We start from the raw sequence: 25,240 nt of genomic DNA on the forward strand, positions 1-25,240 counted from the left end.
GCGCCGGCTGGCTCATGTCAGGCTCACGGCTGGTCAGGGAGTCACGTCGTTGTCCCTGCCGGAGATTTTGAAGATCGCCGGGCCGGGTCCGCTCACGGGCAGTGACAGGCACTGAATGGCGGCCAGCAGTTCCTGGATGTAGATCGGCTTGCCCAGCACTTTGTCCACACCCTGCATCCGAGCCAGCTGCAGGGTTTCCGATGAGTACAGACCTGAATAGAGGATTGTCTTGATCCGGGGCTGGATACTCTTGACCGCCTTGATCAACTGCAGGCCATCCATCCCGGGCAGCCGAAAATCCGACACGAGCAGATCATGGCTCCCGTTCCTGCAGGCGTCGAGAGCGGAAGCGGGATCCTGGTGTGCGTCAATCCTGTGGCCCTCCGAGCTGAGAAAGCGACCGAGACTCAGCAGACTTTGCCAATCATCATCAACCAGCAGAATATCCATCGTGCTCCCTCATGCGACCTACAGGATTGCTGCAGGTTTTGCAGCTTGCGTGCCAATCGTGGGCATCCTGCCTGTCGAGTCCAACCTGCTGATTATCATAGCTTTGAAGCATTGGTGCCTGGCGGGGCCGAACACAGAGCCATTGGAGGATCAGATCCAGCTCACAAGAATCTGAGGATTCTCAATAATCTGGGGAGTACCTTTGCCTTCCGAGACCAGCCCGGAGCAGTCCACTCGAGATGTTCCCTCCACATGTGAAACAGATTGAATCTCCTGGTGAGTCGAGCCGACCGGGGAAAGCGGGAAACGGATGTGCCAGTTGGAAGACAGACTGAAAAACTTCGAGACGCTGTCCGACAGGACGCAGCGCCTGAAGGAAGCCATCGAGATCTGCGAGCTGCTGAATGCGCAAAGCAGGCTTGCCGAGCTTGAACCCTATGTCAATGCGGCCCTCGAGCTGGCCACAGTCCTCGACGATCGACTGAGTCTGGCTCTGGCCTTCAAGTTCCAGTCACTGTTGCACTACAGTCGCTTGAGCATTGACCGGGCCCTGGAGTCCGCATTCAGGGCCGTCAAGATCCTGCAGGGGCTGGATGAGGCCGTCCTGCTGTCGAACATCCTCAACAACATCGGCGTGTATTACACCGCCCTGGGAATCCCGAAGCGGGGCCTGGAGTATTTCGAGCAGGCCATTGAACTGAACCCCCAAAACAGCAAAGCCATCAGCAACGCCGGCGAACGCCTGCGGGACATGGATCGGGTCCCGGAAGCCATCGCGCGCTTCATGCAGGCTCTGGAACTGGCGGACACTCTGGGCGACGAACTGCAAAGTGCCCATCTGTACAAGAACCTTGGGGAGGTACACTTTGCCGACGGCAACATCGACACGGCCGAAGAGCACTTCACCAGGGCGCTGCGAATGGGACGCCGCCTGAAGGACAAGGTATCCAGCGCTTTCGCTCTGATCGGCCTGAGCAGGGTCGCCCTCAGCAGAGATGCATCCATCGAGTCTCACGGCCATGCCCGGGAAGCCCTGGAACTGGCTGAGCAACTGGACAACAACGAGCTCAGGTGGTTCGGACTGTTGTCTCTGGCCGACAGCTGCCGGGCCATCGGCGATGACAAAGAACTGGCCTCCGTGCTCACGAGGAGCCTGCGTCTGCACGAGCAGCTGTATTCCGGGAGCATCACGCAGCGAATCGCCGAGTTGGAAGCGACCTACAGACTTGAGCGCAAGGAGCTGGAAACCAAACGGCTGTTCGAACAGCAGGCCCGGCTGGCCTCGATCGGCGTCATGGGCGCCGGGATCACCCACGAGATCAACCAGCCACTCAACGCCATCACGATCAATGCGGACGGCATGCTGTTCAAGGACGACCGGGAAAAAGTGCTGCCCAGGGAATACCGCGAGTCCGTCGAGCAGATCCATCAGGCGGCCATGCGCATCGATGAGATTGTCAAGCACATGCGCAGTTTCTGGTCCAGGCCCGACTACCTGAAACACGTGTCCTTCGACCTCAACGAGGGCATCGAGAACGCTCTGGGAATGATTCGCCGACAGGTGGCCAGCCATGGCATCGCGCTCGATACCAGCCTCTGCAAAGGCCCGGTTCCGGTGCTCGGTATCAGCATCCATCTGCAGCAGATCGTGATCAATCTCGTGATCAACGCGATGCACAGCCTGGACAACAAGCCATCCGGCGAGAAGCGGATCACGCTGACAACTTCCCGTGACCATGCGTGCGCGCGGCTCAGGGTTTGCGACACGGGAGAAGGTCTGCCCGCGGGAGTCGAGGACCGGATCTTCGATCCGTTCTATTCGACCAGACCGGCCGGTGAGGGCATGGGTCTGGGATTGGCCATCGTCAGAAGTTTCATCGAAGAGATGAAGGGCAGCATCGAATGCGCCAACCAGCCGGAGGGCGGGGCCATGTTCAGTATCACGCTGCCGATCGAGCGACGGGAGACGAGTCGATGAAGGTGCTTCTGATTGACGACGACCCCAGCAGCCTGCAGGCACTGGAGCGCTATCTGCGTGATCCCTTCGGCCACGAGGTGCTCACGGCCGCGAACTGCAGCGAAGGTCTGGCCGTGTTCGAGACGCAGGACATTTCCATTGTGCTCAGCGACATCCGCATGCAGGGCATGAGCGGCCTGGAGATGCTCAACAGAATCAAGGCGAGTGACAGGGGATGCGATACCGATGTGGTCCTGATGACGGGCTTTGGTGACCTGAACAGCTGCATCGCGGCCCTGCGGGCCGAAGCCAGCGATTACCTGCTCAAACCGATCTCCATCAAGGAACTGGACGACGTGCTCAAGCGGATTGCCAGGCGCAGGCAGATCCGCAGCGCAGCGACACGCACAGCTGCCCAAGGCACGGAGGAGAGCCGTTCATCCGGCGCGAAGATCGAAGACGGCGGCAGCGTGTTCCGCGATATTCTGCCCGGCCAGCTCGTCGGTTTCTACTCCGCCCCGATGCGCCACATTCAGCAGGTGTGCAGCAAACTCCACAACCAGCGGGATGTCCCTGTGCTCATCGAGGGCGAGACGGGTACGGGCAAGGAAGTGATCGCCAGGCTGATTCATGGTGGCGACCAGGAACACCGGCCCTTCGTCCCGGTCAACTGCTCGGCGATCGCGCCCTCACTGTTCGAGAGCGAGCTCTTCGGCTATGCGGAAGGTGCGTTCACGGGAGCCAAACGCAGCGGGGCGATCGGCAGGATCGAACAGGCCCAGGGCGGCACGCTGTTCCTGGACGAGATTGGCGAGATGCCCCTTGACATGCAGCCCAAACTGTTGCGCGTGATCCAGGAACGGGAGCTGAGGCGTGTGGGCAGTGACAGGATCGTGCAGCTTGACCTGCGGATCATCTGTGCCACCAACAGGTCACTGCTCACCCTGTCGAAGGAAGGGGCTTTCCGCAGCGATCTGTATTACAGGCTGAATACGGGTTACATCCATGTCCCGCCTCTGCGCGACCGTCTGCGGGACATCTTTCCGCTTGCCCGGCTGTTCCTCAGCCAGGCCAATGCCCGATACGGCAAACAATTCTCCGCCATCACACGCGAGGCGGTGCATCTCCTGGAGGAGTACCCATGGCCGGGCAACATCCGGGAACTGAAGAGCCAGATTGACCGCATCGTTCTGATGCACGAGAGTCGCTACCTGGATGCCGGCGATCTGGAGATTCTCAGTGCCGGGCGTGAAAGCGAGCTGAGTCAGAACAATCGGATCGTGCTTGAACTGCCCGATGAAGGCTATCCACTGGAAGACATGCAGGAAACAATCGCCCGCACGGTTCTCAAGCGAATGGATGGAAACATCACCAAGGCAGCCAAGTATCTGGACGTCGCCTGGGCGACCCTGAACCGAATGGCCGGAAAGAAGAAACACGGGGATTGACGGAGCCATCCGCGACCGGTATCCCGTGGGACAGAGCCCAGCGACAGCCGACTGGGCGGAACCAGCCCGATCAACCACCGCATCCCCTTGACCTTGCCAGCACCACCGGCCGCCCCGGCTCCACCGTCGTGTGTCGCACGTGACAGCCTGGAATCCGTGACTCGATCCTGAGATGCCACCGCGGAACCGGGCCGCCGACCGATGTGCGACGCAGCCCGGGTTCTGCCGTGGTCCACGCATGCCGCACATTCAATGAAAAAAGGGAAGTTGCCTGCATCGCTGCAGGCAACTTCCATGCTCTTGAGCGCCGCGGATCAAGAAACTCCGCTGCGGTGTCTATTCGCTGATCGCGGTCACACAGTAGAATTTCTTGCCGCCGGTTGCGGGAGTACTCCAGCTTTCACCGGCAAAGGAGCCTGTCAGATCCTCGGTGAATCCGGTATACGGATTGCTTGAGGAGTAGACCTTGTAGGAGGTGGCATCGGTCACAGGGTCCCAGGTCAACACCGTGTTGCCACCGAAAACGTGAATGCTCACGTTGACAGGAGCACCGAAAGGAGGGACATGGGTGAAGCTTGCCGTCACTTCCTCGGCCGAGCCCCATGCATAGTCGGCCACCACGCCCGCGGTGTAGAGCTGGCCTGCGCTCAGATTCTGGAACTGATAGGCATTCTCGCTCAAAGCGCTCACCTGGGGCGCCTCGTTCAAGCTGACGCTGTACGTCGCTTCATGCGTGCCGGTGAGCTGGTAGCTGGTGTAGGAATCCATGTACACCAGACCGGATTCCGCGAATCCGGGCCTGGATTCCACCGACATGTCATAGGTGCCCAGGGAGACCACGGCCGGGTCACCCGTGTAGGCGTCCAGACTGTAGAGGCCGCTTGCCAACAGGGCTCCGTCCTGATGGTACTCGATCAGGTCGTTGTCCAGATCGGCAACGAGCTTGAAGCTGAACCACTGATCCTGCGGATAGGCGAAAGTGAGTTCGTTGCCACCGATCATGATGTTGACGGTGCCATCCGCGCGGTAGAAGAGCTCGATCGCGAACATGGCTCCCCACACGCCTTCCCTGATGATTCCATGATGAGCACAGTGTCCGGATGGCACATACAGCGCGGCTTCGAATACGTACGTTCCAACGGTAGGATACGGCCAGCCAAAATCGCAGTAGATATCACCAGGGGTTCCGTCCACCGTATCGATCTTGAGGGACTTGGTTCCTTCGAATGCCTGATCCTCGGTGGTGAACGCATTGCTGTTCGGCCACAAGGGGGTATACCAGTATCTGATGTTGGCCGTCACATCCATGCCTGTCTGGAACTGCTCGTGGTCCTGGGAATAGGCATCCACGGGAAGCGGATGTTTCCAGCTGGCAGCTCCATCATCGGCTACCGCAAGCTGACGAACAGGATATGTGTTCGGCACCAATTCAATGGTCAGCGAGGTTGTCTGGTTCTGGAGAAACTCCACGTTGTCCTGAATCCAGATCTCGTGCCCCAGAGCCCACACACTGACCGTATATGTTCCGGCTGTCCAGATTTCGCCAGTGTAGCTGCTTTCCCAGACGTCGATCTGTGAGACACTGCTGTTGTCACCAACCTTGATCTTGATGCTGGACCAGTCGAATGTCTCGGGCTGATCCACGACAAAATCCAGGTGAATGTAGGCCGGAGTGCTCACACTCATGAATTCAATGTCCAGCTGAGTGGTTGCTTCTGCCACGACCACGACATCCTGTATCATCACGTCGTAGCAATTGCTCTGTGTTGCAAGGATGTCATAGGTTCCCGCCGGCAGGATCAGCTGGTAATTGTCGGCTCCCGTGCCATTCGTCACATATTGGGCACTGCCATCATCGGCGGTGATGGTCGCCAGCGTGAATGGATCCCAATTGTAGATCTGGGTCAGATTGCCTTCAATGAAGCCGGCATCGGGAATCTGCTCAAGACTGAAATCGTTGCCGGGAACGGTTGCGCCTTCCGGCACGACGATGCCGGTCAATGTCTGGCCAAGGTAGCCCGGCAGACTGGCGCTGATGTCGTATGTGCCCGCTCCGATCGGCAGTGAGTAGAATCCGTTGGCATCGGGATAGGTCCCGGTATTGGCAGTGAAGATGTGGACGTCCTCCACGGAACCAATACTGCCGTTGAGGGTCACCGTTCCCTCGATGTGACTCAGTTCAGGCAGCTCAAGAATGAACAGTTTTGGTAGCCAGTTGGTGTCAAGATACGAGCCCATCACCATGCTCTCATCGTCGGATATCCAGGAGATCATGTCAGCGAACTGATAATCCACAGGATGAACCACACCGAACATGTTCAGATAATCGTCGGCCTGCATGTAGCCCATTCCCGGCTTGTATACATGGGCCCACTGCCCTCCGTTCCAGAAATCTCTTGTTGTACCTACAACCATGCCGCCATTGCTTACATCCGTGGAGACGATGCTCATCCAGAAGCTTGGGTTTTCGGGCTGAACCACATCAAAGCTTGCTCCGTCATCAAACCACAATGAACCGAAGCTGTTCATGTACCCGGCCATGTAGAGTCCATTCTGGCTGAATGCCCAGATTTCCCCGTTGACCCAGTCAGGCGGTGATGCAACCGTTTCCCGAGTGATGTTCAGATTCTCGTCCACTGTCCACAGGGTGGGTATCCAGCCTCCATCGACATTCGCCAACCAGCCGGCGAACTGTGTGCCGTCCTCACTGACCGCGTTGATGCGTCCATCCCGGGTGTCGTCTTCGGGAAACAGGTCCAGGATCTGCCAGTCACCGGATCCATCCTGATACCACATCACAGGTGTCGTGTGAGAAGCAGAAATCCACTGCAGGCCACCCAGAAATGTACCTGCCGAGTTGCAGCTCCAGACATTGCTGAAGAACATGTCGCTGTTCTGGCCGTACGAAAGATGTGGCAGCTCGTGATATGTATTGTCCGCATCCCAGTAGCACGGCAGTTCGTGGCCCAGGTTGGCATCGATCTTTGAGCCGAAAATCCGTCCGTCATCGCTGATTGCGCCCGCTTCAGCGTTGGTGTCCACATTCACGACGCCTTCGATCTCGGTCCAGTACAGCACTCCAGCCCAGGGGTAATTGTATGCGGCGACTTTCAACCCATCGGAGGTGACGCCGGCAACACTTGCTCCTCCCAGGTCGAATGGAACCATTTCTCCCACTGGATATGCCAGCAGGCAGCCAGGTGCAAGCAACAGTCCCAGCAAGACAAGTGCATTTCGTTTCACGAATCGATCTCCTTTTTATGATCAACTTCTGTCAATTCTTCTGGTCCGACCATTCCGGTGGTCGCTGCAATCGGAGTCGCAAGGACCGAACGGATCATCTGCTGCTTGGCATGGATGGAACAGGGTCTGGATCGCACAGCCAACGATCCGCATCCGGATCTCACCCGTGGCTCCCCGAACCCGTTGGGTCAGTGTGCACGAGCCGCATTGCTGGATCTTGCCTGGCTGTTGCCCAGGACCAGACAACATCTGTGCCAACCACGGCCAACCGTGTGATTCTCAGCGATCTGGCTGTTTTGCAACATGTTTCGAGTATTGTTGTGGCGCGTCCGACTCGTAGAATTCTTGCATGTCCCAGATCTGTCATTAAAGAACTGAGTCACTATGAGATTGAACGGGCGTTCCCGGCCGGCTTGCGGCAGACCCGGATGGCCTCGCTGACCCTCCATCATGCCCGGATCCAGCGCGGATGGTTGAACCCGCTGTCCAGCAATCCATCGGGACGCCATGTCACGGCCGAAGCCGTTCCGGGGCGTGTCCTGTGCGCAGGCTGATCTGGATTTTCGATCGGGGAAGGCCGCCGTACGCTGCGGGGGAGGGCTCGGAGGTCTGGCCGCACTCTTCACGCGTCCGGCAGGACGCGCGCGAGGCCATGTCTGTGAACGTCCTGGAACCACACCCGAGCACGGTTCCTTCTGGCTGTGGCCTGAGCCCGCCTTGCCTGGATGGCCGGCCTCCGGGTGCGGCCGCCTCTCAGCCCGCGTAGAGCAGGCCGACGCCCGCCACGGACAGCAACACCCCCAACCAGACCCGCCCTGTCGACGGTTTGCCACCAAGCGTATTCAGCACCAGCACGAAGAGCACGCTCATGGCCAGGCTGGTCTGGGCCACCGCCGCCTGCGTGTGCTTGAAGGCCAGTTGCTGGAAGATGATGCCACCCACGGTGCCGATCAGCGCGGCCAGTGCCACGGCCAGCATCAGGCGCGGTGAGACACGGGTCGGCAGGTAGCGTTGGTGGCGCAGGGGCAGCAGCAGGCTCAGCAGCAGCGCACCGCCCAGCAGACGCAACCAGGCGCTGTCGGAGGCGGCCACATCGGCGCGCAGAAAGGCCAGCCGCGTGATCACGGCCCCGCCCGCCTGACAGAGGGCCGCGAGCAGCGCCCAGCCCAGTCCGGCCTTGAGCACACGGCCCGTGGCGGAATTCTTCTCCCCGGGTTGCACCAGCACCAGGGCCACCCCGCCCAGCACGGCGCCCATGCCCAGCAACTTCAGCGGCCCGGGCCATTCGCCCAGCCAGAGGCCGGCACCCAGCAGGGCCAGCAGGGGCGCGGTGGTCTCGGCCACCAGCACCGTGTTGCGTTCGCCCAGCCGGTTGAGCGCGTTGAAGAAGGCCGTGTCACCCAGACCGATGCCCAGCGCGCCACTGAGCAAAAGCAGTGCGGTAAGCTGTGAGGGCATCTCCAGAGGGGCGTGTCCGGCCAGCCAGAGGGCCGGTGTGATCACGGCCAGCGCGACCAGCCCTTTCCAGAGGTTGAGCTGCATGGGGGAGAGGCTGCCGCCCAGTCGGCGGAAGAGGATTGAGCCCAGGGCCCAGCAGGCCGCCGCCGCCAGTCCCGCCAGCAGACCCAGCCCGGAGCTGCCGTTCAGGATGCGCTCCGCTCAGATGCCGCCACCGGTGGCTCCTTCCTTCTTCTCCCACTTCAGGTCCTGGAGGAAGGAGCTCTTGACCCGGATCAGCAGGTAGTATCCCGGGTTGGCGCCGCGCGGATCCCAGGTGAAAAACCCTTCCCAGCAGTGCATATCGCGGTAGATCCGGATGGAACTGGAGGAAAAGCTGCGCTGCTCGATGTCGTAATACATGCTGGTGCTCAGTTTCCAGAACTGCGAGAAGCGCAATGAGCCCGAGGCGTTGAGGAAACTGCGGCGCTGGATGCTGTTGGGGTTCGAGCTGTCACGGCTCCAGCTCCATGAGAGCGACGATTCCCAGGGCACGCTGAGGTTGGTGCTGCCCCAGACGGGGTCGAAGCGTTCCGACTCGGTGGTGGTGAGTGCGTCGTCCTCCTCGTCTTCACGGGGCGTGCTGGGGGCGTCCCCACCCCGGACTCGCGTGCCCAGAGTGAGACTGGTGTTGGTCATCCGGGGAAGCCGCGGGTCCAGATCGTTGCCTCCCAGCCAGATCAGCCGGTTGATACGCTGGCCCGTGAGCGGGTCGGTCTTGTAGAAGGTATGGGTCGTGCTCAACGCCATGGTGAGCGTGCTCAGCGGACCCAGCTTGCCGCCCGTGTACTTCAGCGGGTCCAGGCTGTAGCTGGTGTTCAGGTCCGAGAGGCGGAAAGTCTCCTTGGTGAAGTCGTAGCCGCTGGAACTGCTCATGCTCAGCAGGTCCATGCGTACCACGTCGCCCGAATCGGCGGGGGCCAGCTTGCCCTGGAAGAGGTTGTCCAGACCAATGCCCAGCCGGCGTGTTTCGCGCGTGGGCGTGTTGCCGTAGAGCGAACCCTGAAAGCGGTCCAGGCGGGCGGTCAGCGTGGTGTTGCGCGCCTTCTCGGCGTCCGCGGGGGGGCCCAGTTCCGGCAGCGGGTGATAGCGGACTTCGTCCACATAGCCCCAGCCCGGCTTGCTGAAGTCCGGCGCCACGGTCAGGCTCAGGCTGGGTTTCACCACATGGCGCACGGCCTCGAGGCGCCCGATGTGCGTGCGTGCCACACCGTAGAGCGTGGTGGCCGTGGAGAGGCTGAAGTTGAAAGTGTGACGGGCGGCGAAACCGGGCACGGTCAGGGTGTCCAGTCCACCCCCGGGGCGGGCGCGCAGGGCCTTGCTCTCGTCCACCCAGTGCTCGCTCAGGGAAAAGCGCGGGGTCAGCGAAAAGTAGCCCAGCTTGCCGGGCATGGAAAGGCCCACCTTGTGCTCGGCCCCGTTGTCGCGCTGCAGGTCCGACCAACCCAGCGTGCTGCTGGTGAAACGACTCTGGGCGGTGGCCGAGTAACTAAGCACCGTATTCTTGAGCCAGCCTCCCGCACTGCCTTCGCGGCTGTCCTTGTACACGCCGGCCAGCGGATTCATGTTGGGAAAGCGCAGGCTGAAGTTGGGCAGGCGCCCGCTCATCACCTCGTTTTCCAGGTCCTGGCTGGCGTTGGCCGAGAGGCTGTAACTGATGCCGCTCTCGGGAAAGCGCCCGTTGAGGGTCAGGTTGCTGGTCAGGTTCTGCTGCAGGCGCGTGGCCAGATTGTTGGCGGCCGCGGTGTAGATCGAGCGGCTCGAGGCCAGGCGCACATCCCCGCGCAGACTGAGGTAGGGGTTCAATTGCTGGCTGTGACGCCAGAGCAGGTCCCAGGAGCGGGAATTGCTGGTGTTGCGCCGCGACCAGCCGGCGGACAGGGCTCCGCCATCGCTGCCGCGCAGGCGGTAGGGCGTGTAGTTGGTCAGCAGCAGGTCGGGACCCTTGTCGAAGTAGCTCATCTTCAGCTGGGTGTCCCAGTAATTGCTGGCGGCCCAGTACCAGCCCAGATTGCGCAGACCGCGGCCTTCCTGCGAGGTGTTGTTCCACGAGGGCACGATCAGCCCGGAAGAGCGCCCGCGCTTGAGGCTGAACAGGGCCATGGGGGCATACAGGGTGGGCACCTCGCCGAAGTGCAGCCAGACATCCTGGGCCACCACCTTGTCGCCCATGATCATTTTCAGGCGCTTGGCTTCCAGGTGAAAATGAGGGTGATCGGCGTCGCAGGTGGTGAAGAGCGCATCACCCACGTGCATTTCCTTGGGGGCCACTTTCACCAGCCGTCGCCCCCCGTAGCGGCTCTCGCCATCGGCGGTGCGCCCTTCCAGCACGGTGCCCGCCCGGGTCTTGATGTTCATGCTCATCCGGCGCCCCAGCAGTTCCTGACTGCCGTCGGTGAAGCGTGCCCAGTGGCCGCGGCTGGAATCGGGAACTGTGGCGTCGGGCGGGCGGATCACGCCGCGCGGGCTGCTGCCCCCGCCGCCCCCGACTCCGCGCCAGTCCGCCTTGCTGCTGTCGGCCACCCAGGCTTCCAGCCGGTCGTTGGGCCAGTCCAGCAGGATGCCGTCACCGGTCAGTTCCATGCTGAGAAACAGGATGCGCGCATCGCCTTCCAGCAGGGTCTGGCGCTGCTGGACTTCCAGGTGCAGGCTGTCGGCCTGGTAGCTGAAGATGGAATCGCGTTTGGCGCTGTAGCCGCTCTGGCCCAGATAGTCGCGTGCGTTGAGCGTGGATTGGGCCTGGAGCGTGGCACTCAGGCAGAGCAGGCCCAGCAGGACCAGCCGCCAGCCAGCGAACGGGTGGAACGGAAGTGAGGTGTGCTGTGCTGGTTTCCGGGAGGCTGTGTTCACCAGTTCTTCCATGCTTCCCGTCATCCGGCATCGTCTTCAGGGCCGGCGGGAATTTGCCACTTGAACGGCCAAGCTCAAAACGCCCCCGTGGATCCGGATTGCTCGGCAACAAGATCGAGTGATTGCTCCTGGGGAGCGCATGAATTATTCTTGTGGCTCGTCAATACTGATGAACCACAGGAGAATCCCCATGGCAACCGTTCCCAGCCGCGAAGTGTCCATCGCCACCCTGCAGGCCGCCATTACCGCCGCGGACGCATTGGGCTACGACAATGTCTGCATCGGAGAAGACAACGGTGATATCGTTGTGGGCAAGGACGTGGGACCCAGTGGAGGGCCCAGAGAGCTGGAAGGCGACGTCATCTCGAAAGTTGGAGACTCCATTTCAATCAGCTGATCGACGGAGCCGATTGCGAGAGCTGAATCACTTCTTGGGTGGATTCAAGGTGGAGAATGCTCTTCTCACTCGGATCAAGCTGAGCAATTCTGTTTTGACCAACCGCAAGGATACGAGCAGAGACAATCCGGCCACTGTTGCCATCCACATCAACTGCTCAAGGTTCGGTTGCTGGAACAACATCACGCAGATGGTCAAGATCGTCAGCAAGAAGAAGTTTGAGTACGGTATTGGACCCAAAAATGATCTGAGAAGATTTCGTGTCATGATTATCAGCAGAGGAAGAATGAGTAGCAATTTTTGGTTCAAGACAATCATTGCCAACATTGCTGACAAATCAATGAAAGCGGTGATCAGATACATTTTTGGATATGTATTTTCCGGTTCCATTGTGACTTTGCCATCTGTTTTTTCATCCTCGAAACTGTAACAGTTCTTGTCAAGGATCGGTATGAATCCCATGATGAATACGACTGACAGGATCAGAAAGAACACGGACAGTTTTGGGAAAAACAACATCAACCAGAGCATGGTGAATCCGGAAAACTTCAAGATGTTGAGCACCATCCATCCGTAAAATGTGATACGCCAGCGCCACCATCGGGAGATCCCAACGGTTTTGCAGATTGCCGTCAAGATCGTGAGGATGAAAAAGTCTGTTCGTTTGCCCATCCATGGCAGGAGAAACAAAGGGGCCAGGATCCACAGTGAATAGTCCAGATTGATGAAACAAAGGACGAGAACGAACGAGAGTGCCAATTCAATTGCATCTATCACATTCTGGGAAACTGGATTGAACATATTGAATCCCGATTGTGTTCACCGGCATGCAGATCTGGCCCACAGCATGGAGCCAGAATCACTGCCTAATATATCCAATGATCCTTGCCACGCATAGTCCTGGATACCCCACGAACCATCTGAATTCGTGTGGACCCGATGGAACGGATCCATCGAAACTGGATCGGCTCAGCAGTCTTGAATGCCATAGCACCCAGCTTGAATCGCACGATCCTGCAGTCGCTCACTGGATTTGAGTCACCCATTCAGGACATTCGGGACCCATCCCAGACGCTTGACCAACGGACTGCACCCAGGCCGCCATCGCGGCCGCGGACGCATTGGGCTGTGACAAGGTCTGCATCGGCGAAGACAACGGCGACATCGTGGTGGGCAAGGACGTGGGGACCGGACCAGGAGGGATTCTGCAAGAGAGTGTGTGGAGTCGCACCCGATTCTTCCCGCTGAGGGTCAGACTCATTCCCTGACCCACCGTCCTGCCCATCGACACTCCGGGAACCGCGGACCCCGCGGCTCACCACTCGATGGATTCAGGAGTCCGCTCAACGGGCCCGCGACGGCGCTCCCGGATCGTGCTTCGTCCACAATGCGCGCACCGCGTCGCTGACCAACAGCAGGGTCATCGCCAGCAGCAGCGCCGCCAGCAGGGCGGGTACGGGGCGGCCGGCGCTCCAGAAACTCTGGATCTGCAGCACCAGGCTGCTGAGGCAGACGGCCAGCATGAAAATCAGGGGCAGGCGCACGAACCAGGCCGTGTCTCCTGAACGGGCCAGCCAGATCGCCACGGTCAGCAGGGCCAGGGCCGCCAGCAACTGGTTGGCCGTGCCGAAGAGCGGCCAGATGCCCATGCCCGCCGGACTGAAGAGCAGCAGCGCACCCCCGGCCACCGTGATGCCCGTGGCCACCTGGCGGTTCTGCAGCAGGGGAGTGTGCGGAGCGATGTCGCGCGCCAGTTCCTCCCAGAGGAAGCGCGCCAGCCTAGTGGCAGTGTCCAGGCTTGTCAGCGCGAAGGCCGCCACCGTGAGACTGATGAACGAGGTGCCCGCCTCGAAGGGCAGCCCCAGCCTCACCATGAATCCGGCCAGCGCCTGACTGAACACGGGAATCGCATCGCCGGTGGCCAACCCGGCCAGCCGCTCGGGCCCCAGACTCGATGCGGCCGCGATCAGTGCCAGCACGGCCAGCAGGCTTTCCACCAGCATCGAGCCGTAGGCCACGGGGCGGGCGTGGCTCTCGCGGTCCAGCTGTCTCACGGTGGTGCCGGATGCCACCAGGCTGTGGAACCCGCTGATCGCGCCACAGGCCACGGTCACGAAGAGCAGGGGGAACAGCGCGCCGATGCTGGGCGCGCTCAGCCCGGTGAACGCGGGCACACGGAACTCGGGCCCCACCAGCAGCACTCCGGCCACTCCCAGCCCCATCATGGCGTACAGCAGAAAACTGTTGAGGTAGTCGCGGGGCTGCAGCAGCCAGTGCACGGGTGTCACGCTGGCGATCCAGATGTAGGCCAGAATCAGCCAGCGCCAGACCGTGGTCGCCCGGGCCGGGTCCAGTCCGATGCGGGCCGGATCCAGGGGCCAGGCCAGTCCCAGCCAGAGACAGAGGAACAGGGCCACCACACCCAGCAGGGTCGCGGGCAGCAGCGGCATGCGCAACGGGCCGATCAGCAGTCCGAAACCGACGGCCAGCACAATGAAGAGCAGCGAGCTGCCCGCCGAGGCCGGCACCAGCACGAAGGTGCGGGCCACGATCAGGGTGAACACGGCGATCACCAGCAGCAGGGTCAGCCAGGCAAAGCCCAGAAACAGCAGTTTGCCACGCCGCCCCAGATAGTCCTCGATGAGCGTGCCGATGCCCGCCCCGCCGTGACGCAGACTGGCCATCAGGCTGGTGAAGTCGTGCACGGCACCCAGGAAGATCGCACCCAGCAGAATCCAGACCCAGACCGCGACCCAGCCGAACACGCTGGCCAGCACGGGCCCCACGATCGGGCTGGCACCCGCGATCGAGGCGAAGTGATGTCCCATCAGCACCGGGGGCGCAGCGGGCACGAAATCGACTCCATCGCGACGGGCATGCGCGGGTGTGGCACGGGAGTCGTCCAGCCCGAAGTGGCGGGCCAGCCAGCCACCGTAGAAACGATAGGCCAGTGCCAGGGCGGCCAGGCTCAAGAGCAGCAGGGTACGTCCGTTCACGGGCGGTCCTGGATTTGATCAGTGGGACAGGGGGAGAACAGCGGCACAAGCTAGCAGGACCGGAGGCGGCGAGCCAGCAAAATCCTCCCCGGACGGATCCACCGTGCCATGAGAGACTCCCCCGGTCGCGCGCGCGACCGGGGGAGTTCAGGAAAGCGATCGGTGTGAGCCTGGCGGCTATTTCACCAGCATCATCTTGCGGGTCAGGCTGCCGCTGGTCGTATCCAGGCGGTAGAAGTAGAGCCCGCTGGGCAGTGCGCTGCCATCGAAGCGTGCCTGGTGCTGGCCGGCTCCGAGGGGCTGGTCGATCAGGGTGCTCACCAGACGTCCGGCGATGTCGTACACGCGCAGCTGCACCGGACCGGCCTGGGCCAGGCTGAATCCGATGGTCGTGCGGGGGTTGAAGGGGTTGGGGTACGCGTCGGCCAGCTCAAGCGAGACCGGGCGCACCGCGGGAGTTTCCACGTCGGTCGTCACCGGCTGGATCGAGACGGTCAGGCCCGTGGTGATCCAGCTTCCCGTGCCGTCGAAGTTCACTTCAAGTCCTTCAGTCCCGCCGGGGCCTTCCACGCCGACCGAGATGCTGCCCAGGGATTCATCGTCCATGTCGATGTAATGGAAAAGGATCTCGCCGTCGGGGAAGAGCACGACCTGGAAGGTGTAAGGTCCGCCCGTGACATGGTGCGGATAGTCGGTCCACTGGAACACGGCCATATCGACGCCATCGCCGAAGTCCGTCTGGACGTAGACGGCACCATCCGACTCCTCAGGGTCCAGATCGTCCCAGAGCGGGAAGATCGCGTTGTCCACATTGCCGGTGGTCGGAATCGCCTGGTTGTTGTAGTCCGTGCTGTTGGTTTCGTCAAAGCTCAGCCACCCGTTGCTGCAGACGCGCAGCGCGGTGTACTCACTGCCGAAGAAGGGGAAGGGGAAGGGCAGAGTCACGGCGGTCTGGCTGTCGTCACTGGGCAGATCCAGCGCGGTGCCCGTCTCCGTGATCAGCTCCCAGACGTGGCTGGGACCCGTGGCGTCCAGGGAATTGGTCCAGGCGTAGCCATCTCCGCTGCCCCGGGTCGGGCGAGCGTGCGGCGCCAGCAAGCGCACGGCCTGATGGCTGCCCAGCGGAATGCCGCTGCCGTTGTAGAGCAACTGCAGGCCGACGCTGCCATCGCCGTTCTCGAGGCCCACGGTGGCGTTGGCCAGCAGGGATTCGGCCATCTCACCGTACTGGAACACGATGTCACCGCTGCGATACAGGATCACCTGGAAGGAGACGTGCTCGCTTTCAATGTCGATGTGCGAAATGTAATCCCACTGGAAGATCGCGCGGTCGTTGGCCGTATCGTCCCAGAAGTAGATCGCGCCATCTTCCGAGGGCGGGTAGAGGTCTTCCCAGAAGGGGAAGATCGCGTTGTCCGGGTCGCCGGCGGTCGGAATGCTCTGGTTGCTGTATTCGGCTTCGCTGTTCACGTCAAACCCAAGCCAGCCATTGGAGCACACGAGCACATTGACGTAATCGATGCCGAAGTAGGGGAAGCCCCAGGGCAGGATCACGGTTTCGGTATCGTCGTCGCCCGTGATCTGGAGGTTGGTCTCACTGGAAATGTCCACCCATTCCCAGGCGGGTCCGTTGACGGCGTCGGAATGGGCCCAGCTGTAACCGGTGGCGTCGTCGACGCCGGAGGTGGCACGCGGAGCGTTGAAGCGGATGCAGGTTTCGTCGGCAAGATTGACGCCATCGCCGTTGAGGTTGCATTGCATGCCCACGCTGCCATCGGCGTTCTCGATGCCCACGGTGGCGCTCTCGAGGTCATTCTCGTCCAGGTTGGCATACTGCAGGAGGATGTCGCCGCCTTCCATCAGAATCACCTGGAAACTCAGCGGCACATCTCCGCTGTAGGCCATCACATCCTCGTAGGACACGATCACCCGCCCCAGCCAGTCCTCATTGAGATAGGTGATCGTGCCACCGGCACTGGGATCCAGGTCGTCCCAGAAGGGCGCGATCAGATTGTCGGGAGTGCCGCTGCTGGGCAGGGCGGTGTTGCTGAGGTCGTCCATGTCCGCGGCGGCGAAGCCCAGGATGCCGTTGGAGCCGACATAGAGCTGGGAGTAGAGAGTTCCGTAGAACAGGAAATCGAAGGGCAGATCGATGGGCGTTTCCGTATAGGCGTCATCGCCCAACACGATCTCGGTGCCCTCGGCGGTGTCCTGCCAGCTGTAGGACGGTCCGTCCGGATGGTCCGAGCTGCGCCAGCTGTAGCCGAAGGCGTCAGGGCCACCCGCCACGGGCGTCGGGCCGAAGTCGCAGGCATCGAAGGTCACGGTCAGTTCGTACTCACCGCTGTAGGTGGAATACCCATCCACGACGATGTAATAGGTCCCGGGATCCAGGCAGCAGACCAAGCTGGACTGCAGGTCCTCGAGATCGCAGTTGTCATCGTTGCCGGCCACCTGCTCCAGGTTGGGGCTGAAGATTCCCAGGCGTGTGTCATAATCGAAGGTGTCGCTGCAGAGGCCTGCGTAGACCTGGGTCTGGGTGTCCAGAGTGAACACGTACCAGGCGTCGTTGGCGGCAAAATCCCCGGTGTAGTCGCAGCCATTTCCGGTCTCGCCCCAGGGCATGTCGGCCAGGTAGTTCGACCTGGAAGAGGTGTCGTCCTGGTCGGAAAAGTTCGCCCCGATGGACGTGTCGGGAATCGGCAGGGCCGTTGCGGGCGAGTTGCCGGCCGTACGATCCGATTCGACCCAGGGGGTGGCTTCCAGACCGTGGTTGAACTGGCGTGCCAGATCCGTGGGGATCGGCTGACCCAGTTCCTTGAACAGCCGGTAGGCCCGCCGGGGCTCCAGCTCAGGCCAGAAGGAGTCAAGATCCTGTTTGTCCCGGCCGGGGAAGGGGCCCAGCACCACGGGTTGCCCCGTTGGCTGCTGAACGTGGGTCTTCCCGTGCACGCCCTGATGCGTGTTCCGGTCGTGCGGGTCCGTGGTGGACGCCGTGCTGGTCACAAGGCTTCCGGCCTCGACGACCGGTTTGTGTCCGTCGGCCGATACACCGGCCGCGAGAACACCCAGACAGATGAACGCGGAGAAACTTTTCATGGGAACCTTTCCGGACAGTTCACCGCAGTACCGGGGAACGCCCTGGACAATGAATGACACGTGATGTGCTGTGTTGGTGATGTCGGTCGCTGCCGGACCGAAGGATTGCAACAGTATCGACAAAGTTTTCCACCGGATCCATACATGCTGCGCCCCGCCTGCGAATTTGCCCGCGACCCGTATGAAATGGGAAGGTGCATTGATTGAAATTCAATCTTGAGGCACGTTTCGCCGATCGAACTCGAATGTCTTCTGTTATAGTGCTGCGGGCCGATACGGTGTCGAGGTCCTGGACCTGACCGCATGCCGATACGCTTTGTCGCACCCGGGGAACCGGACGCGACCGGACGGGCGCCCGGTTGCCCGCCACAGATGCCTGGAAAGGAACGCTCAATGCCGGGCAAGCTGCTCGACAATCTGGATGTGGGAATGGTGCTGAGCCATGACTTGCTGAATGGGCAGGGGCATCTCTTGCTGCCCGCCGGTTCCGTCCTGACGGCGCAGCACCTGCGGATTCTCAAGCAATGGCACATCGAGGTGGTGTACGTCGAGGCCAGCGAATCGGGACATCCACCCTGGTGCGATGTGTCCCTCGACGGGCTGTCGCTGGAGATGCATCGTGCCAATGAAGCCCGCCTGAGCGGGCTCTTCGAGTTCTGCGAGCGGGAGCACGCGTTCACTTCCAGGCTGTTCTACATCCTGCTGGACCGACTGGATCGCCTGTCCGTCCTGGGCGAGAACGACGCATGAAGAAAACACCTCCACCATTGGACAGGATCATTCGGTCAGTGACCCAGTTGGCCAGTCTGCCCGCCCTGCACCTGCGGATTCTGGAGGTGCTGAACAATGCGGACTCGAATCTTGTGGAGCTGGACACCCTGATCAGCCGTGATCCAAGTCTGACCGCCCGCCTTCTGCGCCGCAGCAACAGTTCCTATTACGGGCGTGGGGGCACCGTGTCCACCGTGCACCACGCGCTGACCGTGCTGGGGTTTGAACACGCCCGTGACATCGTGCTGAGCGCATCGGTGCTCAGTGTGTTCGAGAAGTTGCCCCAGTCCCTGATCAGCATGAAGGGCTTCTGGGAGCACTCGGTATTGGTGGGGCTGCTGGCACGCGAAATCGGCATCCTCAATCAGCTTGACAACGCCGAAGAACTGAACACGGCGGGGCTGTTGCACGATGTGGGCCGGCTGGTGATGATCCAGACCTTGCCCGTCGAGTATCACAAACTGCTGCTCTACGCCAAGGCGGCGGGCAAGCCATTGGTGCTGGTCGAGCATCAGCATCTGGGCTACACCCACGGCCAGGTCGGCGGCGCGCTCTTCAGCGAATGGGGGCTGCCCTTCAGCATCTGTCAGGCGGCCGCGCACCATCACCTTCCCTCCGCGATCCAAAGCAACCGCGAACTGGTGGAAATCGTCCAGCTGGCCGACGTGCTGGCCCATGGCCTGCAGATCGGCAACAGCGGCGCGTTTCACGTGCCACCCTTCGACCCCGACACCGCCCTGCGTCTGCTGCCACCGGATTCGATCAAACAGGTGCTGCTGACCGCCGAAACCGCCGTCGAGGACATCATGGTGGCCTTGTTCGCGGAGTGAGTCCGGAAGCACGGGTGCAGGTTGTGGACGGGGTGTCCTGCCCGCATGCAGGACCGAGCAGCAGGATGCGGGCGCCATCCGGAAAAACGAAAAGGCCCTTGCCGCAACAGCAAGGGCCTCACTCTTCCGGACCGGAATCCAGTGGGCGATACGGGACTCGAACCTGTGACCTCTGGTATGTGACACCAGCGCTCTAACCAGCTGAGCTAATCGCCCGTGAAGGAAGCGCTGAAGGTAGTGCGGCTCCGGCAGGAAGTCAAGACTTGCGTCAGACAGGTCAAAACTCCTGTAGCGGCCGCACCCCGGAACCCGCCGGTGCGGTGGCCCGTTGTATTTCCTACTTTCACGGGCGACTTGGCGGGCGCCAGCGTTCATCCTCCAGATCCTCGGGGGGCGCGGTCCCCGCAAACCTGCTTCGGGCCAGCGGGCCCGGGCTTCATCCAACCAGACAGGAGTTCCGGCTATGTCAATTCGCGTCGGCATCAATGGCTTCGGGCGCATCGGACGATTGGTTTTCCGGCGGGCCCTGGCCCAGGGCGGTTTCACCATCGTCGGCATCAACGACCTCACCGATGCCAGGACTCTGGCCCACCTGCTCAAGTATGATTCGGCCCATGGCCGCTTCGATGGCAAGGTCGAGGTGGAAGGCGACGCCCTCATCGTGAACGGCGAGCGCATTCCGGTCAGTGCCCACAAGGATCCGGCCCAGATTCCCTGGGGCCAGCTCGGCGCCACCATCGTGGTGGAAGCAACGGGCGTGTTCGCCGACAACGCCGCCCTGGACAAGCACATCCAGGCGGGTGCGAAGAAGGTGGTGCTGACCGTTCCCCCCAAGGATGCCATCGACGGCATGGTGGTCATGGGCGTCAACGACGACACCCTCAAGCCCGAGTTCACCAAGGTGAGCAACGCCTCGTGCACCACCAACTGTCTGGCCCCCGTGGCCAAGGTGCTGCACGACAGTTTCGGCCTCGAGCGCGGTCTGATGACCACCGTGCACGCCTACACCAATGACCAGCGCACACTGGATCTGCCCCACAAGGATCTGCGTCGTGCGCGCACGGCCGCCCAGAACATCATTCCCACCACCACCGGCGCCGCCCGTGCCGTGGGCAAGATCATTCCCGCCCTCAACGGCAAGCTGGACGGCATGGCCATCCGCGTGCCCGTGCAGGACGGCAGCATGGTGGACCTGGTCTGCCAGCTCAGCCGGCCCGCCACGGTGCAGGAGATCAATGCGGCCATGAAGGCCGCCGCCGAGGGCCCCATGAAAGGTGTGCTGGAATACACCGAAGATCCCATCGTGAGCAGCGACATCATCGGCAACCCGCACAGCAGCGTGTTCGATTCGCTCTGCACCACCGTGATGGGCGGCACCTTCGTGAAGGTGATTTCCTGGTACGACAACGAATGGGGTTACAGCTGCCGGGTCGTCGACCTGGTCAAGCGCCTGGCCCAGTAAGCACCGAGTCGATTGGCGGGGGGCACGGGCCCCCCGCGCTCATTCATGCCTCGCCCGCCGGCTGCCGACGGAGGCTCGCGGAGCGTCCCGGTGATCCAATCCGTCCCACTGGAAAGAACTCCCCATGGCCAAGAAAAGCATTCGTGACCTGGAGGTCCGCGGCCGCCGCGTGCTCTGCCGGGTCGATTTCAACGTGCCCCTCGACAGTGCCGGGCACGTCACCGATTCCCTGCGCATCCGCGCCGCCTTGCCCACCATCGAGCACCTGCTCAAGGGCGGCGCACGCCTGATTCTGATGAGCCATCTGGGTCGGCCCAAGGGCGGCCCGGCCCCCGAGTTCAGCCTGCGCCCCGTGCAGCAGGAACTGGCGAAGCTGCTGGGCCAGCCGGTGGCCTTCAGCGCGGACTGCATCGGAACCGAAGCCGAAGCGGCCGCCCACGCCCTCAAGGATGGCGAGGTGCTGCTGCTCGAGAACCTGCGCTTCCACGCGGGCGAGGAGAAGAATGCGCCCGACTTCGTGACGGCCCTGGCCCGGCTGGGCGAACTCTACGTGAACGACGCCTTCGGCACGGCCCACCGCGCGCACGCCTCCACCGAGGGGGTGGCCCGTGCGCTGGGCAATGCCACCGGTGGGTTCCTGATGGAGAAGGAGCTGCGGTTCCTGAATGATGAGCTGGCAGATCCGACACGTCCGCTGGTGGCCGTGCTGGGCGGTGCCAAGGTCAGTGGCAAGATCGACGTGATCGAAAACCTGATCGCCAAGGTCGACAGCATCGTGGTGGGAGGTGGCATGATGTTCACCTTCTACAAGGCGATGGGACTGGACATCGGGTCCAGCCTGCTGGAAGAAGATCGCGTTCAGATGGCCCGGGATCTGATGGAACGTTGCCGGGCCGCGGGCGTTGAACTGCTGTTGCCCGTGGATGTGCTGGTGGCCGACCGCTTCGCGCCCGACGCCGGGACCCAGGTGGTGGACCGCGAACGGATTCCCGCCGGCTGGATCGGAGTGGACATCGGCCCGCGCAGCATCGAGGCCATTCGCGCCCTGCTGGGCAAGGCCAACACGGTGGTCTGGAACGGCCCGATGGGAGTCTTCGAGATGGAACCCTTCTCCCACGGCACCCTGGCGGTGGCCCGCGCGCTGGTCCAGCGCACGGCCGCCGGTGCGATCACCATCGTCGGCGGAGGAGACAGCGCGGCAGCCGTGGCCGCTGCCGGTCTGGAAGACGGCTTCAGCCATGTCAGCACGGGCGGCGGTGCCAGCCTGGAACTGCTCGAGGGCAAGCTGCTGCCCGGCGTGGAAGCCCTGGACGAAGCCTGAAGCCGATCGATGTGAGCGCGCTCACATCGCGGCCCCTGCGCAGATCACCCCGCGGCCCCGGGCGGAACCGCTTCTTGAGACCCGTCGGCTGGAGCCCGTGGATGGTTGCGGCCCAAAGAATTCTGCCTGGATCCGCGTGCGGATCAAATTCCCAGCAAAGTCCCCACGGGGAGGGGAAGGAGGGCGGCCACCGTTTTGCGGTGGCCGCTATTTTTTTGTCCCGACGCGCAATCACGGCCCCTGCGAATCGTTCGATCCCGAACTCAGAGCCTGTTCATCGGCAAAGACCGGGTTCGCTGCCGAAGACTCTGATCCCTGCTTAACATTAAAATTTTCAATAGGTTGAGATTTTACTTGCCTTTCCGGCCGGGTCTTGGCTGTTTGCCGTCCCACAGGGGAGGCACTGCCTCGCCCGACACGCAGCCCCTGCCTCCCGATGGTCCGCCCGGCGGATCGTTCCCGACCTTCCGCCTGGCGGTTCGCACTGTGCCATCCGTTCACTGGATCGTGTGAGCCATTCTGGGGAGGAAGACCGATGGAACCTTTGTCACTCGCTTCGCGCCATACCGTGCGCGGCATTCTGTTGTACATCCTGATCTGGCTGGTGCTGCTGCTGGCGCTCAACCGGCCCGCCGCCGCCATCTGCGGACCCGTGGACCCACTGGGCTGTGTGCCCGAAATGGAGCCCAATGATGACTGGGGCATGGCCATGGCCCTGCCCATGGGACTGCCCGTCTACGGCGAACAGAGTCCTCAGGGCGACAGCGACTGGTTCGAGCTGGTGATTCCGCCCATGCAGGATTTCAGCGTCGAGCTGCAGATGGATTTTCTCAACCTGAGCTTGCGGCTCTGGGGCATCCAGGCTGGGCCGCCCGTGCTGCTTCAGGAAGTCGATGAGGGTGCGTTCTGCCAGGGCGAAGTTCTCAACTGGGGCTTTGACCCCTGCCTGGAGGTTGGCCCCATCTCCACCCTGATGCTGGAGGTGTCGCAGGTGGCGGCACTGGATCAGGGCAACTACCGACTGGTGGTGATGCCCGGAGTGCCCACGTCGGTTCCCTTGGGCGACTGCCGCAATTTTGCGTTGCCCGTGGACACCAACCCCTACAGCGACAGTCAGGACACGGCCACGGGCTTCCGTGACCGGGGCTTCGGCAGCGCGCCCGATGTCTGGTATCAGCTCTCGCTGGAGCACGCCGGGCTGCTGGTGGCCAACACCTGCGCGGCCGCCACGGATTTTGACACGGTGATCCGCGTGGTGGCCGCCGATGGCAGCACCGTGCTGGCCAGCAATGATGACAGCCCTGCCTGCACCAACGGAGGAGGACGGAGCTGGGTCAGCACGTGCCTTGGATCCGGAACATATTACGTCGTCGTGGAAGGCGCGGGCGGAGCCAGCGGCATCGAATCGGTCCGGATCACCACCACGCCCACCGGCAGCAACGCGCGTCTGATCGCGGGCGACTGGGGCACGGCCGCCGAGCCCTGGCATCGCTGGTTCTCGCGGGAGAACTCCGTGCTCTGGTTGCTTGCCGACGACCCCTGCGGCACGATCCAGGAGGTGAGTTTCCTGGCCCGCGAACCCGGTGGCAGCTGGCTGCCGCTGGGCACGGACACCGACGGCAGCGAGACACGCATGGCCACCGCACCCGATGGGGAAACCGGGGATGGCTGGCGCCTGGCCTTCAACCCGGATCAGCTGCCGATTCCACCCGTGGGAGGCGAGGTGGAGTTCCAGGCGCAGGTCACTTTCGCGGACGGCAGCCTGCAGAGCGTGGAATGCAGCAGCAGCTACGTGCCCGCCCTGGATCCGGCCAGCCTCGTGCCCGACATCGCACGGTACCAGACCGTGCATGACAACACCCTGCTGGTTTCCTTCGAATCCCTGCTGCCCTGGGAGTACGTCGAACTGCGCTGGTCCCTGTGCACCAAGCAGGACGAGTGGTCACGCAGTGTGCCGCCAGAATGGCAGCGCCCGGTGAGTGACAGCCATTGTTCGCCCACGGCCGCGGCGGCCTGTCTGGAATGGCTGGACGCCACCTACGGCACCAATGTGACCTGCGGACTGAGTGGTGAAGATCTTGTGCGCGCGCTGGGCGAGACCTGCAATACCAATGTGGGCGGCCCGGGCACGGCACACTCCGACTTCTTCAATGGCCTGCAGAACTGGATCGATGACTGCGGCGGGGGCTACACCGTGCACCGCGACGACGGCAGTGTGGCCGGCATGCAGGACCAGGGCGAGAGTCAGGGCCAGGATGTGATCACGACTCTCGAGTGGGATGGCGGAGGAGCCCACAGCGTGACGCTGAGCTCGATCCACAACGACCCCAACGAGGACGGCACGATCACGATGGACTTCATGGACCCCTGGACGGGCAACACCCAGTACGGGGATTTCAACCCCGCCACCGGCACCTTCAGCGGCTACGGCGACACGGAAGCCAGCGGCACCATCGGTCCGGTGTACTACGTCTGCCCGGTGGAGAACGGACCCGGCGACGGCGGCGACGGCAGTGGCGGCAGCGGCTGGGGTCCCTTCCCGACCCACACGCCCTTTCCCATTCCCATGCCCGACGGACGCTGGTTCCTGAAGCTGACCGTGGTCACCCAGAGCGGGCATGCTCTGGATCTGTTCTCGATCGTCGAGCGCCAGCAGGCCGAGAGCCCGGTGGTGCGCCTGCATGTCTCACCCGCGCAGGACCTGCTGCAGCTCTCCTGGCTGCCCGTGCGGGATGCGCTGGCCTACGAAGTCTACCAACTGGATGAGCCATGGGGCGGTGGCACCTTGCTCACCCGCACCACCCAGACCAGTCTGGATCTGGCCCTGGAGGCGGCACCCTCGCGTGCCTTCTACCGGGTGGTGACGGTGTACGCCCACTGAGTGAATGCTGTGAGACGGCAGGGGGGCAAAAGGGCGCC

The 25,240-nt window shown here is 62.3% G+C and carries 15 protein-coding genes and 1 tRNA gene; 8 read left to right on the forward strand and 8 right to left on the reverse strand.

The features are described 5' to 3' along the window. Nucleotides 1-33: 33 nt before the first annotated feature. Complete coding sequence (locus H6678_12135) at nt 34-450, reverse strand: response regulator (protein ID MCB9474549.1); 417 nt, start codon at nt 448-450, stop codon at nt 34-36. Nucleotides 451-769: 319 nt separating this feature from the next. On the opposite strand from H6678_12135, the gene H6678_12140 reads away from it, so the two are divergent. Both H6678_12140 and H6678_12145 read left to right on the forward strand, forming a co-directional pair. After that, complete coding sequence (locus H6678_12140; GenBank protein ID MCB9474550.1) at nt 770-2,428, forward strand: tetratricopeptide repeat protein; 1,659 nt, start codon at nt 770-772, stop codon at nt 2,426-2,428. After that, nucleotides 2,425-3,855: a sigma-54-dependent Fis family transcriptional regulator gene (locus H6678_12145; GenBank protein ID MCB9474551.1), complete on the forward strand. Its 1,431-nt coding sequence runs from the start codon at nt 2,425-2,427 to the stop codon at nt 3,853-3,855. Before H6678_12140 ends, H6678_12145 begins: the two co-directional genes overlap by 4 nt. A gap of 336 nt (nt 3,856-4,191) precedes the next feature. On the opposite strand, the gene H6678_12150 is transcribed toward H6678_12145, so the two are convergent. From H6678_12150 to H6678_12160, 3 genes are all read right to left on the reverse strand, one after another. Further along, the gene (locus H6678_12150) at nt 4,192-7,098 is read right to left on the reverse strand and encodes a carboxypeptidase regulatory-like domain-containing protein (protein MCB9474552.1); all 2,907 of its coding nucleotides are present in this window, start codon (nt 7,096-7,098) and stop codon (nt 4,192-4,194) included. A 753-nt stretch (nt 7,099-7,851) separates the two neighbouring features. Beyond that, nucleotides 7,852-8,640, reverse strand: a complete 789-nt coding sequence (locus H6678_12155) for an EamA family transporter (protein ID MCB9474553.1) — start codon at nt 8,638-8,640, stop codon at nt 7,852-7,854. A gap of 117 nt (nt 8,641-8,757) precedes the next feature. After that, nucleotides 8,758-11,445: a hypothetical protein gene (locus H6678_12160; GenBank protein ID MCB9474554.1), complete on the reverse strand. Its 2,688-nt coding sequence runs from the start codon at nt 11,443-11,445 to the stop codon at nt 8,758-8,760. A gap of 190 nt (nt 11,446-11,635) precedes the next feature. On the opposite strand from H6678_12160, the gene H6678_12165 reads away from it, so the two are divergent. Further along, nucleotides 11,636-11,842 carry a hypothetical protein gene (locus H6678_12165; protein MCB9474555.1) on the forward strand — a complete coding sequence of 69 codons (207 nt, stop codon included), beginning with the start codon at nt 11,636-11,638 and terminating at the stop codon, nt 11,840-11,842. A 27-nt stretch (nt 11,843-11,869) separates the two neighbouring features. On the opposite strand, the gene H6678_12170 is transcribed toward H6678_12165, so the two are convergent. The 3 genes from H6678_12170 to H6678_12180 all read right to left on the reverse strand — a co-directional run bounded on the left by H6678_12170 (nt 11,870) and on the right by H6678_12180 (nt 17,937). Next, nucleotides 11,870-12,643 carry a hypothetical protein gene (locus H6678_12170; protein ID MCB9474556.1) on the reverse strand — a complete coding sequence of 258 codons (774 nt, stop codon included), beginning with the start codon at nt 12,641-12,643 and terminating at the stop codon, nt 11,870-11,872. A gap of 542 nt (nt 12,644-13,185) precedes the next feature. After that, nucleotides 13,186-14,838: a carbon starvation protein A gene (locus tag H6678_12175; protein ID MCB9474557.1), complete on the reverse strand. Its 1,653-nt coding sequence runs from the start codon at nt 14,836-14,838 to the stop codon at nt 13,186-13,188. A 177-nt stretch (nt 14,839-15,015) separates the two neighbouring features. Continuing rightward, complete coding sequence (locus H6678_12180; protein MCB9474558.1) at nt 15,016-17,937, reverse strand: T9SS type A sorting domain-containing protein; 2,922 nt, start codon at nt 17,935-17,937, stop codon at nt 15,016-15,018. Between the two features lie 393 nt (nt 17,938-18,330). Between H6678_12180 and H6678_12185 the strand changes: the two genes are divergently transcribed. Together H6678_12185 and H6678_12190 are read left to right on the forward strand one after the other, a co-directional pair. Next, a complete protein-coding gene (locus H6678_12185) occupies nt 18,331-18,687 on the forward strand; it encodes a hypothetical protein (protein MCB9474559.1) in 357 nt (118 codons plus the stop codon). Nucleotides 18,688-18,725: 38 nt separating this feature from the next. Beyond that, nucleotides 18,726-19,538 carry an HDOD domain-containing protein gene (locus tag H6678_12190; GenBank protein MCB9474560.1) on the forward strand — a complete coding sequence of 271 codons (813 nt, stop codon included), beginning with the start codon at nt 18,726-18,728 and terminating at the stop codon, nt 19,536-19,538. 142 nt (nt 19,539-19,680) lie between these two features. On the opposite strand, the gene H6678_12195 is transcribed toward H6678_12190, so the two are convergent. Next, nucleotides 19,681-19,754 (reverse strand) — tRNA-Val (locus H6678_12195). 247 nt (nt 19,755-20,001) lie between these two features. Here H6678_12195 and gap point away from each other — a divergent pair. The 3 genes from gap (at nt 20,002) to H6678_12210 (ending at nt 25,202) form a co-directional block, all read left to right on the forward strand. After that, nucleotides 20,002-21,000, forward strand: a complete 999-nt coding sequence (gene gap, locus H6678_12200; GenBank protein ID MCB9474561.1) for a type I glyceraldehyde-3-phosphate dehydrogenase — start codon at nt 20,002-20,004, stop codon at nt 20,998-21,000. Nucleotides 21,001-21,124: 124 nt separating this feature from the next. After that, nucleotides 21,125-22,321: a phosphoglycerate kinase gene (locus tag H6678_12205; protein MCB9474562.1), complete on the forward strand. Its 1,197-nt coding sequence runs from the start codon at nt 21,125-21,127 to the stop codon at nt 22,319-22,321. Between the two features lie 535 nt (nt 22,322-22,856). After that, nucleotides 22,857-25,202, forward strand: a complete 2,346-nt coding sequence (locus H6678_12210; GenBank protein MCB9474563.1) for a hypothetical protein — start codon at nt 22,857-22,859, stop codon at nt 25,200-25,202. Nucleotides 25,203-25,240 lie beyond the last annotated feature (38 nt).

The sequence above is a fragment of the Candidatus Delongbacteria bacterium genome, from assembly GCA_020634015.1.
In the GTDB taxonomy this organism is placed as follows: Bacteria; CAIWAD01; CAIWAD01; order CAIWAD01; family CAIWAD01; genus JACKCN01.